We start from the raw sequence: 14,475 nt of genomic DNA, 5'->3' as shown, positions 1-14,475 counted from the left end.
TTAGAACATAGCTGATATATACGTAAAACAGCCATTTAATAGACATTATATCAATCAGAGGAAAGGATAGGAAATAAAAACGCCTCTGCTATAAGCAGAGACGCTGGTCGTTATTTCATTCTAAAAGGCCACCAATTCCATTTTCCGAAAATGCGAACCATGACCGGAATAAAAAGTGGTAATACAACAAACGCATATAATAAAAGTCCAATGAGTATGACCGTTGCAATTTCAACAAGTGACAAGACACCGGACGGTAGCATAGCGGCGAAGGTCCCCGCTAATATCGCGACTGCTGAAATAATGACAGAACCCATATTTCTCATCGCTGATATCATTGATGCTTGCACATGCTCTCCCTTCCATTCATTAAAGCGATCCATTAGGAAGATCGAATAATCAATACCTAAGGTGACAAGAATGACAAAGCTGAAAAATGGGACAGCCCAGCTGAGACCATCGTAGCCAAAAAATGTCTTGAATATCCATTCTGTTAATCCGACGGATGTAAAATACGTTAAAATGAGTGAAAGTGTTAAGTATATCGGCATGACGATCGACCGTAATAATATAATTAAAATAATAAAGATGCCAGCTAGCATAAAAATGACTGTTCGAATAAAGTCACCGTCAGATGTTTCTTTTAAATCTACATTTAAACTTGAAATACCAGACACGCCGTAATTTGCATTCTTTAACCCGCTGACAGGTAAATATTGATCAAGGGTTTCTTCAATTTTTGCAACGCCTTTCATCGCTTCATTGCTGTATGGATTCACATTTAAAATAACTTCTAAGGTTGTCAGTTTACGATCTGGAGACATATACGTTTGAAAGATTTGCTTAAATTCATGGCGTTTCAGCACTTCTTCTGGAATAAACCAGCCCGTTATTTCTTCATCTGGCGCTTGCTGAAGCTGGTTTAAATAGCCGTCCGCCTCTGTGAAGCCGCTTTTGACCTGCTCGAGCCCTTCAATACTTTCACCTAATCCATCTGTTAATAATGTGAGTTTTGATGAAAGCTGATTAAATCCTTTTTTGATGGCTTTTTGTCCACCTGTCAGTTGATCGGCACCATCTTCAATTTTAGGCATTTCTTTGATCAATTGTTTTTGTCCTTCATTTGTTTGATCAAGACCGGCATAAATTTGATCCAGTCCTTCCATGAGGGCTCGCACTTGATGTTTTACTTCTTTTTGCTTGCTTGAAAAGCTTTGAATCACTGAATCTGCTTTCTTGATCTTTTCTTTAAACAGAGAAGCTTCCTCTTCATACAGATTCATTTGGTTCCCTGCTTGATCAAGCATTCCTTTTGTATCTTTGAATACTTTCTTGATTTCTTTATATTCATCCATATCTTTTACTTCTGGAAGCCGTTTTTCAAGTGCTTCAAACGATACATTCTCATACGAACTTTTTACTTTTTTAATGGTAGTTATCAGCTGCTGATTTGATTTCGCATGACGTTCTAGCGTACTCACCATTTGTTTAAGCTCTTGAATCATCGCTTCACTTCTGCGATATTCTTGCTCTAATTCCTTTTTTGCTTCTTTGATTTTACTTCGGATGGTCCCGACACCATCTTTGCTGCGCCTCACCCCATCTTCTAAAGAGATCAGGGACTCCCTTACTTCTCCAATGCCGCTTTTGATCGCTTTTGTTCCATCAATCAGCTGGTCAATGCCTTTAGCGGATTCTTGAATTTTTGGTTTTTGTTTAAGAAGGGCAAGATTTGTTTCGGTCAAACCATCTGAAATTTTCCCGATTCCTTCATGACCTTTTCCTAGTTCTCCTCCCAGCTCTTTTGCTTGAGAGGTAACGTAAAGCTGACTTAACCCATCTCCAACAGGACGAGTGACACTGCGGACTGTTTTGACTTCGTCAATGTCATTTAATTTACGGGTTAGTTTTTCAATCATGACAATCTTTTCTTGGTTATCTAACTTATTGTCACTTTCAACAAGTACATTCAGGGGCAACGCTTCCCCAAAGCCAAATTGCTCTGATATCGTATTAAATGCAGACACTGATTCATACTTTGTCCCAATCTCATTTAAGCTGTTATAAGAAAGAGTCCCGTCGTACATCAGAATAGGAGGCACCGTAATGAGTGCAACTAAACCTAGGCTGATCAGCGGCCTTTTAAATGAAAAACGCCCAGCCCATTCCCACATTTTACTTTGCGGGTGGCGAATGTTTTCTCTTTTAGATGGCCAGAAAAGAGATTTTCCAAAAACAGACATAAAAAAGGGAACGATGGTGACAAGTGCGATCAGTAGGATACCAACTCCAACCGCAACACTAACGGCTGATTGATACAATTGAAATTTGGCAAACCCAATGCTTGAGAAGCCAACTAACACGGCTAAGCCACTGAAAAAGACCGTTTTCCCTGCACATTTGTATGTGATGATAATCGACTCTTTGACATCACGACCTTGACCGATTTCTTCTTTAAAACGACTTAACAGCAAAATACAATAATCTGTTCCTATACCGAACATAATCGCTACCATAAAAATCTGAGTAAAATTAGATAGAGGAAATTGCATATATTCTACTAAAAAAGCCACAATACAACGGCTGACGGCATAAGAGATGCCGATTGTAATGAGCGGAACAACAGGTGCCAAAATTGATCTGAAAACAATAATTAAAATAAAGAAAATAAAAATGATCGTGATAAGTTCAGTTTTCTTCAGACCTTGTTGAGAGCTATTAATGACATCTGAATCCACAAATTTTTGTCCCGTCATTTCGAATGAGATATGATAGGGCTTTAAAACTTCCTCAATTTGTTCTTTAATCTTCACAGCTTTTGTTTCGTAGTGGTCGAATTTGAATGGAACAAGAAGTGTACTTTTATCCTTTGATAAAAGTTGTTTTTGAATGTCCGGATCTACATGAAAATACGAAGTAATTCCGTCAATGTGGAGGTCTGGAGCATGTGTCATGAGTGCAGATAAAGCCTTTTTTAATTCCTGCTCTTTCTTAGGGAACAGATGTTGTTCGGAAAATATAATAACACCCGTATCTTTTTTCCCATTTTGATCTGTGAGCTTATCCAATAAGTGAAGTGCCTCAGCTGTTGGTGTCCCCTCCGGAACCTTTAATTGCCCTTTTTCTCTCGTTAATTCCTCTAAATTTGGCGCAGTAATAAACAGAATTACAGCTGTTATCATCCACACCACTAATACAATCCATCTTGCTTTAATTATTTGCAACATAGCTGCTTCAAGCTCCTTCTAGTTCATCAATCAATTTGCTGTATTTGAGCGTGTCTGAAGTGCTGACTGCGTATCCTTCAACGTGCTAATGGTAGGATGATCTATTCAATTGTCTTTTCGTGTTGAAGAAACACACATTCATCATCACCACGCGAACTCAATCTCTGCCTAAAGAAAGACAGAAAATGAATGTTTTTGAACACCTCCCGTTTGGAATAATTTAAAAGATATTACTATACATTAGTTTAACTATCAAAATTTTACATGTCAATTTATAAAAAAGAAAAAAGATGGCAAAATACCGTCTTTTTTCTAGATTAAACCGTTTTTAATTATTCACTTTCATCCTCTTCATCTGGCTGGATGAAGAAGAGGACCAAAAATAGAGAAATAAGACTGCAAATGGTCGAGAGAATAAAAACGATGGAGTCTCCTTTATCCATGAGGTAAGCGTAAATCGGAGGTCCTAAAGCGACACCGATAAAACGCATACTGCTGTAAAACGATGTAATGGTTCCGCACTGCTCTTTTTCAATTCCTTCTGTGATCAGGGCATCCAGTGCAGGCAGGACAATCCCGATGCCAACACCGCCAATGCTTAAGCAGATAAACAATACGTAAAAGCTGTGATTCCACCATAAAAACATATAGGAAAGTGATAATAAGGCCATGCCTACGATTAAAAAGATTCTCATTTTCCCTTTTTCTTTTCCAATCGTTTTCCCAGCAACGTATGAGCTAATGGATAGAAAAAGGAGTGGAATGCTAAGCAGGAGCCCTTTTTTGACACCCTTAATTTGATAAGCTGCCTCTAGGTTATCAGATAAGTAAAAAAGCACACCAAAAAGAAGAAACATAATAAAACCGCCAATGGCAAAAATGGCATACAGCCAGCGTCCCTCATGCTTAAATATGGTCTTTGTTGATTTTAAAAATTCTTTGAATGAAGGCGGGTCCTCCTCTTTTTTCGCCGACTCTACCATGAATAGTACCATGAGAAAGCTGATGATGGAGAAGAACGGAATAAACCAAAACGGCACAAACCAAAACCATGAAGCCAAAAGCGCGCCAATAATCGGGCTCAATACCTTCCCAGCTGTGTTAGAGGTTTCGATGGCGCCTAGACCCGCACTGACTTCTTCATCATCATGAAACAAATCTCCAATAAACGGCATCACGACAGGTGCTGCCCCTGCTGAGCCAACACCTTGAAGGACCCTGCCAAATAGAATCCACATGTACGGTTCTTTCATGATCGTTGAGGCAACTGCTGCCACAGCCCCTCCAAGTCCTGCGATTAACAGACACGGCAGGAGTACCTTTTTTCGCCCGATTCGGTCTGATAAATAGCCAGCGATCGGAATACATAAGATCGCGACAACGGAGTATACCGTAATAATGAGGGAGACTTGAAAGGAAGTAATGGAAAGTGTCTTTTCTATCTGTGGCAATACGGGAATTAGCATCGAGTTCCCGAGTGTCATGATCAAAGGCACTGATGATAATGCAATAATATTCTTTTTACTGACTGTTTTCTCGCCCAACATCATTCACCCAATTCTATATACTGTTACGTAATAGTGTGGCAAGTTTTACGGGTATTATGTATGGGCAAACAAAAAGCAACCGCTTATGAAAGCGACTGCTCGTTAAAATCGTTTACGTATCACATGAAAGCTGAATTTATCCGCTCGAAAATAATTAAGCGAGTATAAGACCGGCTGATCATCCTGATCATAGTGCATTTGTTTTAGTAATAATAATGCTGTTTCAGGGTCACATTCTAGTATCGGAGAAACCTGATCGTGGTAGCCGATTGGTTCAATGTCAGCAACTGCATATTTAATCCCGCTGTGTGGTTCTCTTCCAAACAGCTCAAAAAGCGACTCTTCTTCATGTGTAAAAGAAGCGGGAAGATGCTTGATCGGAATTTTATCTAAACAATAAACCACGGGCTGTCCATCTGCCGTTCGAACGCGCTCCATTGAAAAAATCTCATCAGATTCATCACACTGAAAACGAATCACATCATTCTCTGTTGGCACCCCTTCTTGCGAGGATAAAAAGATGGTACCAGGCGTCATATTGACCTGCTCTATCATTTTTGTCACACTTGCCAGCTGTTCTATGCCTGTTGAAAAGAGTGGTCTTGTGTTGACAAATGTCCCCACACCATGCCTTCTAATTAAATATTTCTCTTCTTCTAATATACGAAGGGCTTCACGCAGTGTCGCTCTACTCACGCCTAAAAGCTTTGAGAGCTCAAATTCAGAAGGCAGCTTTTCTTTTTCGGCGTATACGCCTGATTGTATATCTTCTTTAATACGGTCAATCACTTTCAAATATAAATGGCGATTGTCTGTTTTGGTCGACATGTTTTCCCTCCGTCTAATCAATGCAAATGATAAGATGAGAAATCTCTATTCCGAGATAAGTTGAACATAACTATATCATGTTTTTGCAAATAAATAAATAGTCTGACTTCCAGTTAACATAATCACATTATCGTTTACTACTCTTTTTAGAAAGCTCTCTTCAATTTATGAAGAGAGCTCGTCATATTGTTCTTTTGAAAGCAGGACTTCTCTCGGTTTACTGCCTTCATAAGGACCGACAACGCCTCGCTCTTCCATTGCATCAATGAGGCGGGCAGCTCGGGTATAGCCGATACGGAATCTCCTTTGAAGCATAGAGACAGAAGCCGTCTGCATGCCGATGATGAGTTCCACTGCTTCATCATATAAATCGTCATCCACAGCTGTAAGTTGATCCTGCGTTTCTTCAGTTGGAATCATTTCTTCTTGATATTGCGCTTTTTGCTGAGTGATCACATGGTCAACGACATGTTCTACTTCTTCATCTGATAAAAAGGCGCCCTGCACACGAACCGGTTTGTTTGCCCCAACTGGTAGAAACAACATATCCCCTCTGCCGAGCAGTTTTTCTGCGCCCCCCATATCAAGGATCGTCCTTGAATCGGTTTGCGAAGACACACTAAAGGCAATTCGAGATGGGATGTTGGCTTTAATGACTCCTGTAATGACATCGACAGAAGGTCTTTGTGTGGCAATAATTAAATGAATTCCGGCTGCACGAGCCATTTGCGAAAGTCTTGTAATGGAATCTTCTACATCAGAGGAAGCGACCATCATTAAATCTGCAAGCTCGTCTACAATGACGACAATATAAGGAAGTTCTGGCTGTTTCGCCTCTTCTGATTGATTCATTCGTTTAATGTAATCATTGTACCCTTCAATATTTCTTGTCCCTGTATGAGAAAACAATTCATAGCGGCGTTCCATTTCACTGACGACTTTTTTCAGTGCCTGTGACGCTTTCTTAGGGTCCGTTACAACGGGAGCGAGCAGATGCGGGATGCCATTATACACATTTAGTTCAACCATTTTCGGATCAATCATCATCATTTTTACTTCATGAGGTTTCGCTCTCATGAGAATACTTGTGATAATGCCATTGATGCACACACTTTTTCCGCTTCCTGTCGATCCTGCTACAAGTAAATGCGGCATTTTGTTCATTTCAGCGAGCACGGCTTCACCCGAAATATTGCGGCCGAGTCCAATCAGCAGCTTCGCATTTGGACGGTCATTTTGCTTCGATTCTAATACCTCTTTTAAAGAAACCATCGCAATTTCTGCATTAGGAACCTCAATACCGATGGCTGATTTCCCAGGAATCGGCGCCTCAATCCGAATATCTTTTGCTGCGAGAGCTAGGGCTAAGTCATCACTTAGATTGACAATCTTACTAACCTTCACGCCGACATCTGGATAGACTTCATATTTGGTGACGGCTGGTCCTAAGTGAACCTGTGTAACTTTTGCTTTTACGCCGAAGCTTTGAAACGTTTTTTCAAGCTTTCTTGCATTTTCATATATATTCTTCTTGTCTGTTTGCTGTCCTGAGTGCTGCGGCTCTGCCAAAATATCCAGTGATGGCAATTCGTAGTCTTTGTTTTCAAGTTCCGTAAACGTCATCGGCGGCGCCTCTTTTGGTTCATCAGCTGAATCTGATGGAGACGGCGTACTTTGCACAGATTCTTGAAGAGGCGCTGTCTCTTTTGCCACCTGCTCTTTTTGAACGAGCGGGGTGAGAATGTCATCTCTGTCAGCAAAGCTTGAAATAATCGGCTGACTATTGTCAGGCATCGGCGCTTCCTCTTCAACTAAGATTTGATCATCTTCGTCCTCTTCCTGAATACGAGACCGTTTTTTCTTTTCAGCCGTTTTCTGAGGGGGGGCGCTCTTTTTCGCCTGCCTGATTCCTTTCATATCTTCAACAAACGCTTTCCACTGCTTCACCATAAATTGCGAGACAGGCAGTGTCACTTTCTTCACCATTTCTTGAAGAGATCGATTTGTAATGAGCACAATTCCAATCAGCATCAGAACGATTGCCATGATTTGAGAGCCTGCTTGTGCAAATAAGAAATAAGAAGCAGCAAATAATACGGCACCGATCATGCCGCCTCCTAAATCAGGAGATCCTGTCTCACCTTTCATGTCCATCAGGAAAAGCTCAAATGTATTTCTGATCACACTTTGAGAGCCTATTGCACCCGCAGATGAAAGGTGCTGAAAGAGCTTCACATGAGACAAAAGCAAGATACTCGCAATGATGCAGTATAACCCTGCCTTTCTCCTTGTCAACAAATCTGGGATTTGTTTTTTCCAGAAGATGGTGACGCCAAAAAGAAATAATCCGATAAGGCAGAGAATGAACCATTCACCTGCAAAAAATCGGAATAAATATACGAAGGTTTGTCCAACGACGCCTAGCTGTAAAATGGCAATGATCGCTATGGCAATACAGACTAACCCATTTAATTCATATTTCAGTTTTAGCTGTTTATTTTGTTTTTTTCTCGTTTTCCGTTTTCTCTTTTTCGCCATACTCATCACCTTACTACGAAAGAAAATATAACCTACCGAAAGATCAGAAAGAAAGCAGCCTGGTTTTGGCTGCATCTTGTTGTAAGTTTTCCCTTTATTATAGCATAGAATCATTCATATGACTCGGTTTGATTGGAGCCTAATTGTAACTTCAATCGCTTGCCTGGTGCAAGCTCTTGATTCAGAAAGTCCATTGGATTTGTGCTCATGACTTGAACGATTTCTGCTTCATCTTCTTTCATTTCAACCATAACTGGAACGCCTTGGATATTTACCTGCTGAAGTTTGCGATCTCCTTGTTCCTCCGCGTAAATGGCTTCATATGGCATAGGTGTGTATAAAATCATTGGATCAGCCCCTCGTTTTGAGATGCCCTTTCTCCAATCAGCTCATTCAACTTTTTAATCGCTTGTCCAACACCGCCTACTTCATTCATGAGTCCGTATTCTGCTGCCTCATGACCAACAACATTTGTACCTATGTCCCTTGTCAAATTGCCTTTTGAGAACATGAGTTCTTTAAACTTCTCTTCTGTAATATTGGAGTGGCTTGTCACAAAGTTAATGACTCTTTCCTGCATTTTATCTAAGTATTCAAAGGTTTGGGGGACACCAATGACAAGACCAGTTAAACGCACAGGATGAATGGTCATTGTGGCTGTTTCCGCAATATAGGAATAATCACACGATACAGCAATCGGAACACCAATGGAGTGGCCGCCGCCAAGTACAATCGATACAGTCGGTTTTGATAAAGACGCAAGCATTTCTGCGATCGCTAGTCCTGCTTCGACATCGCCGCCTACTGTATTTAAGATGATCAAAAGCCCTTCGATTTTTGGGTTTTGTTCTACTGCTACGATTTGCGGAATGACATGCTCGTATTTGGTTGTTTTATTTTGTGGTGGAAGCTGCATGTGGCCTTCAATTTGTCCAATAATGGTAAGGCAATGGATGTTTGTATCTTGCGGCAGCTGTGGTATGGCTGTTTCACCAAGCTGCTGTATTTTGCTCATTATGCTGTCTTTTTCTTCTGGCTTTCGCTCAGGCTGCTGTTCATTTTTTTCGTCCATTTGTCTCCATCCTTTCCTCAAACTCTCCTCCTATTATGAACAAGAAGACCGTATTCAATCCGCATTGCTCACACCTCATCAAAAAAGCCCAAAGAGCTTATGCTCCTTGGGCTTTTTCATCACATCATACTTCCATAATAATTGGAATGATCATTGGCTTACGTTTTGTTTTTTCATATAGGAATTGATTGAGTACGTCGCGCATAGATTGTTTCAATGTTGACCATTCAACAATTGAGTTTTCCGTTTGCTCTTTGACAATCCCTTTGACCATTTCTGTCGCTTTTACAATCAGTTCTTCAGATTCTCTGACATACACAAATCCTCTTGTGATGATTTCAGGTCCAGAAATTAATTGTTTCTTTTGTTTGTCGAGCGTAATGACGACAATTAAGATACCGTCTTGAGACAGTAGGCGTCTATCGCGTAACACAATGTTCCCGATATCACCAACGCCAAGACCATCGATCAAAATATTGCCTTGGTGAACTTTTTCACCAATCTTGACGTTCTGTCCTCTAAACTCGACAACATCTCCTTTATCAATCAAGAAAATGTCACTGCGTTTCATTCCCACTTCTTCCGCAATACGAGAATGTGCTTTTTGCATACGATATTCGCCATTCACCGGAATTAAATACTTCGGCTTTAGTAAGTTCAGCATAAGCTTTAACTCTTCTTGGCACCCGTGTCCAGAAACATGCACACGTTTTTGTGCAAAAATGACTTGTGCGCCGCTTCTTGTAAGGAAATCCACTGTTTTTGAATAGGTGAGTTCTTGACCAGGAAGAGGTGTAGATGCAATCACAACCGTGTCATCTTTTTCAATATGAAGCTGTTTGTGATTTTGTTTTGCCATTTTGGTTAACGCAGCAAGAGGCTCTCCGTGGCTTCCAGCTGTCAGGATGACCACATCGTTTTTCGCCATTTTCTTCACTTCTTGAACTGGTACAAATAATTCTTCGTCTGCTGTGACATAACCAAGTTTGATCGCCAGCTGAAGAGTTGTCATCATATTCTTTCCTGCTACGGCAAGCTTACGGCCATTTTGATTTGTTGCATTAATGATCTGCTGCACTCGGTTAATGTTAGATGAAGATACAGCCACAATGACACGATTTTCAGCATTGTACATCGCATTTGAGATTTCGTCTTGGACGAGCGCCTCAGAAGGTGTATAACCTGGTTTTTCAGCATTGGCACTGTCTGAAAGAAGTGCTAACACGCCATTGTTTCCAATTTTCGCAATCTCTCCGATATCACAGGCTTGGTTAAGCGCTGGGGTTTGATCAAATTTAAAATCACCTGTGCATACGATTGAACCAAGAGAGGTTTTGAAGCTGATCCCAACTGAATCAGGGATGCTGTGATTCGTTCTAAAGAATGATACCTTTGTTGTTTCAAACGTAATGACTGATTTTGCATGAACCTCACGCAAGTCAGCTTTTTGATTGAAGCCATATTGTTTTAATTTTTCTCGAAGTAACGCAAGGGTCAGCTTCGTTCCGTAAACTGGTACAGACAATTTGCTTAAGCAATGGAATACGCCTCCGATTGCTTCATCATGTCCGTGGGTAAGAAAAATTGCTTTCACCCGATCAGCACGTTCTGTTAAATAAGAGATATCAGGAATAACGACGTCAATGCCTAGCATTTCGTTTTCTGGATGCATCAAGCCTGCATCCACCACATATATGTCGGAATCAATTTCAATGACATATAAGTTTTTCCCGATTTCTCCAACGCCTCCCAGTGCAATAATTCTTACGTTCTCTGTATTTTTCTTTTTCAAAATTCTTATCCTCCTAGTCTCAAGCCCGTCCATCATCGCTTAATGCTATTATAACTGAATCTAATTTTAGAAAACAAGATGAAGTCACATTTTAAGAAAGTGTTTATGTATAAAAAACGGTCATACTCAGGGACATCTGAGAATGACCGCTTACGAAATCTTTTGTTTTGATTAGCTGTTTAAGACGCTGCTTAAATCCAGTCTATCTTCTTCTGACAAAGGTAGAAGCGGAAGACGAACCGATCCGACATCTAGTCCTTTTAGCTGAAGAGCTGTTTTAACAGGCGTTGGATTTGGCGCTGAGAATAGCTGTTTCATGATTGGGAGTAGCTTTTGATGGATCAATGCGGCATTGGCCGTTTGACCTGAAGCATAGCTTTTCAGCATTTGCTGCATATCAAGCCCTACGATATGAGACGCTACAGAGACCACTCCTTTTGCACCAACAGATACAGCTGGAAGTGTTAAGCTGTCGTCACCTGAATAAACATCGAAATCTTCTGGTGTCTCTGCAATAATTTTTGTCATAGCATCAAGATCACCACTTGCTTCTTTGATTGCGACAATGTTAGGTATTTGCGCAAGCTTAATAGTTGTTTCTGGAGCTAATGACGCAACCGTTCTCCCCGGTACATTGTAAAGCATGACAGGAAGAGATGTAGACTCGGCAATGGCTTTAAAGTGTGCATACATGCCTTCCTGTGATGGCTTGTTGTAGTAAGGTACGACAAGCATCACTGCATCAACGCCCGCTTCTTCTGCTTTTTTCGTTAGTTTGATAGACGCATTTGTGTTATTACTGCCTGTTCCTGCAATGATTTTACAACGACCATTTGCTAATTTTACCGATTGCTGAAAAAGAGCGACTTTTTCTTCAGTCGATAAAGTTGGCGATTCGCCTGTTGTCCCTGCAACGACTAACGAGTCACTGCCGTTTTTTAGCAAGTAATCAATGAGTATTGATAGCTTTTGGAAATCAATGTTGCCCTTTTTATCAAAAGGTGTAATCATAGCTGTTGCGATATTTCCGAAATTCATTTTTTTCACCTCATCATGATTCAATCACATTTATCTTGAAAGTTCAAACACTTCGTGCAGGGCATTGACAGCTGCTCTCATGTTTTCTTCGTTCACTAGCACCCAAATGGTCGTATGGCTGTCAGCCGATTGTAAAATCGGAATGTTTTGTTCGGAAAGAGCTGATACAATTTTAGATGTGACACCTGGTACACCCATGATACCTGCGCCAACAGCTGATACTTTCGCACAATTTGTTGTGACAATTGGCGTATAGCCAAGATCTTTTAGAATCGAGGTGGCCTTTTCAGTCATTGCACCTGTCACGGTATAGACAATCTCACTCGGCGTAATGTTGAAGAAATCGACACTGATTTGTGCATTAGCCATCGCTTTAAAGACCTCTGTTTGGACGCTATACTGCCCTTCTTTTGCTGGGACTTTGATTTGCGTCACATCATTGACATGTGCAATACCCGTAATGAGGCGGTCGTACACATCATGGCTCATTTTATCCGAGTAGTGTGACGTGACGAGTGTGCCCTCTTCATCAGAGTATGTTGAACGGACCCTCATTGGTACTTTTGCTTGCATCGCAATTTCGACAGCTCTCGGGTGAATGACTTTTGCTCCTTGGTATGCAAGGTTGCAAATTTCTGTATATGTCACGACTCTGAGCGGCTTTGCATTTTCAACAATACGGGGATCTGCCGTCATGACGCCTTCTACATCTGTAAAAATATCAATGAAGTCTGCCTGCAATGCAGCACCTAAAGCAGCTGCAGACGTATCACTGCCACCTCGTCCGATTGTGGTCACGTCTCCATTTTTGGCGGCTCCTTGGAACCCAGCAACAACGACAACATCATGTTCAGATAGTGCCGCTTCGAGACGCTCACACTTCATATCAATAATTTTCGCACTCGTATGCTCCTTATCTGTCACAAAACCCGCCTGAGCGCCTGTCATCGCTACAGCTTTTAGTCCGTTTTCATTTAGCATACTTGAAAACACAACAGCTGAAATATTCTCTCCGCAGGAAACGAGCAAGTCTTTTTCTCGATTTGTCATATGCTGCGCGCTACCGTAAAGCAGACCAAGCAACGTATCGGTCGCATAAGGATCGCCTTTTCGTCCCATCGCGGATACGACGACAACCGACTTATAGCCTTTCTCTTTTGCCGATAAGATATGTGCAAGTGCCCTTTTTCTACCTTGATCATCTTTGACAGATGTACCGCCAAATTTTTGGACAATTATTTTCACTGTTTTCACTCCAAGTTCATTCTGACGTAACAGAAGAGAGCAGGCGAAAGATGCCTAACTCTCTTCTGTTCGTCCTCATCATCCATTGAATGTTAAACTAATTTTAATGCTTTTAAGCTTTCTGCAATTTGAACGGAATTCCATGCAGCGCCTTTTAGCAGGTTATCAGATACAATCCACATATGGAACCCGTTTGGACGGTCCAAATCTTTCCGAATGCGGCCGACAAATACGTCATTTTTCCCGACAGCATCTGCAGGCATTGGATAAATTTGCTGAGACGGATCATCTTGCAGTGTAATGCCAGGAGCATCTTTTAGAATGGACTTGACGTCTTCAACTGTTGCGTCAGTTGATTCTAGTTCGACGTAAACAGATTCTGAATGTCCTGTCTCAATTGGAAGTCTCACACATGTTGCCGCTACTTCCAGCTCTGGCATATGCATGATTTTTTTCGTTTCATTGATCATTTTCATTTCTTCAAATGTATAGCCATTGTCTTGGAATTTATCAATTTGCGGAATCGCATTAAATGCAATTTGATAAGGCATGACTTCCGGCTTCACATCTTCTTTATTTAAAATGGCTTGTGATTGGCTATATAGCTCGTCAATGGCTTCATGTCCTGCACCTGATACGGCTTGGTAAGTGGACACGATGACTTTTTTCATGCCATACGCCTGACGAAGCGGTTCTAATGCCGCTACCATTTGAATCGTTGAACAGTTAGGGTTTGCAATGATTCCTTTATGGTCATGCAAGTCTTTTTCGTTTACCTCTGGTACGACAAGAGGGATGTTTTCGTCCATACGGAAAGCACTTGTGTTGTCTACAACAATCGCACCTCGTTTGACTGCTTCAGGAGCGAGCGCCTTGGAAACATTTCCTCCAGCACTGAATAATGCAATGTTTACTCCTTCAAAGCTTTCAGGTGTTGCTTCCTGTACAGTATACTCTTGACCTCTGAATGTCACTTTTGTTCCAGCAGAACGTTTTGAGGATAGTAGAGTCAGTGTATCCATTTCAAAATCTCTGTCAGCTAGTGTTTTTAACATTTGTTGACCGACAGCTCCAGTCGCTCCAACTACAGCTACATGCAATCCTCTTCCCATCAGTAAAACTCCTTCCGACCCATCCATGATTCTTTTCTTTCGGATGGCCATCCTATGACTTTTTACATTTTATTTT

The 14,475-nt window shown here is 41.1% G+C and carries 10 protein-coding genes; all 10 read right to left on the bottom strand.

The window, feature by feature from the left end; genetic code table 11:
• Positions 1-110: 110 nt before the first annotated feature.
• Positions 111-3,227 (bottom strand): MMPL family transporter, encoded by a 3,117-nt coding sequence (locus NKR21_RS08975; RefSeq protein WP_144456034.1) that lies wholly within the window; start codon positions 3,225-3,227, stop codon positions 111-113.
• Positions 3,228-3,559: 332 nt separating this feature from the next.
• Positions 3,560-4,774 carry a bacillibactin exporter BcbE gene (gene bcbE, locus NKR21_RS08970; protein WP_253602579.1) on the bottom strand — a complete coding sequence of 405 codons (1,215 nt, stop codon included), beginning with the start codon at positions 4,772-4,774 and terminating at the stop codon, positions 3,560-3,562.
• Positions 4,775-4,876: 102 nt separating this feature from the next.
• Positions 4,877-5,602 carry a GntR family transcriptional regulator gene (locus tag NKR21_RS08965; protein ID WP_144456030.1) on the bottom strand — a complete coding sequence of 242 codons (726 nt, stop codon included), beginning with the start codon at positions 5,600-5,602 and terminating at the stop codon, positions 4,877-4,879.
• A 165-nt stretch (positions 5,603-5,767) separates the two neighbouring features.
• The gene (locus NKR21_RS08960) at positions 5,768-8,140 is read right to left on the bottom strand and encodes an FtsK/SpoIIIE family DNA translocase (RefSeq protein WP_144456028.1); all 2,373 of its coding nucleotides are present in this window, start codon (positions 8,138-8,140) and stop codon (positions 5,768-5,770) included.
• 110 nt (positions 8,141-8,250) lie between these two features.
• Entirely contained in the window at positions 8,251-8,487 is a 237-nt protein-coding gene (locus NKR21_RS08955; RefSeq protein WP_144456026.1) for a YlzJ-like family protein, read from the bottom strand.
• Complete coding sequence (locus tag NKR21_RS08950; protein ID WP_003212436.1) at positions 8,484-9,212, bottom strand: ClpP family protease; 729 nt, start codon at positions 9,210-9,212, stop codon at positions 8,484-8,486. The genes NKR21_RS08955 and NKR21_RS08950 overlap by 4 nt, the downstream gene beginning before the upstream one ends.
• 124 nt (positions 9,213-9,336) lie before the next feature.
• A complete protein-coding gene (gene rnjB, locus NKR21_RS08945; protein ID WP_012010007.1) occupies positions 9,337-11,004 on the bottom strand; it encodes a ribonuclease J2 in 1,668 nt (555 codons plus the stop codon).
• Positions 11,005-11,175: 171 nt separating this feature from the next.
• A complete protein-coding gene (dapA, locus tag NKR21_RS08940; RefSeq protein WP_119124855.1) occupies positions 11,176-12,042 on the bottom strand; it encodes a 4-hydroxy-tetrahydrodipicolinate synthase in 867 nt (288 codons plus the stop codon).
• A 30-nt stretch (positions 12,043-12,072) separates the two neighbouring features.
• The gene (gene dapG / locus NKR21_RS08935) at positions 12,073-13,287 is read right to left on the bottom strand and encodes an aspartate kinase (protein ID WP_012010005.1); all 1,215 of its coding nucleotides are present in this window, start codon (positions 13,285-13,287) and stop codon (positions 12,073-12,075) included.
• A gap of 92 nt (positions 13,288-13,379) precedes the next feature.
• Complete coding sequence (gene asd, locus NKR21_RS08930; protein ID WP_012010004.1) at positions 13,380-14,399, bottom strand: aspartate-semialdehyde dehydrogenase; 1,020 nt, start codon at positions 14,397-14,399, stop codon at positions 13,380-13,382.
• Between the last annotated feature and the right edge of the window lie 76 nt (positions 14,400-14,475).

Origin of the sequence: Bacillus sp. 1735sda2 (assembly GCF_024159245.1) — a bacterium.
GTDB lineage: Bacteria > Bacillota > Bacilli > Bacillales > Bacillaceae > Bacillus > Bacillus pumilus_O.
The sequence above is the reverse complement of the archived record's forward strand: the minus strand, read 5'-3'. Positions and strand labels throughout refer to the sequence as shown.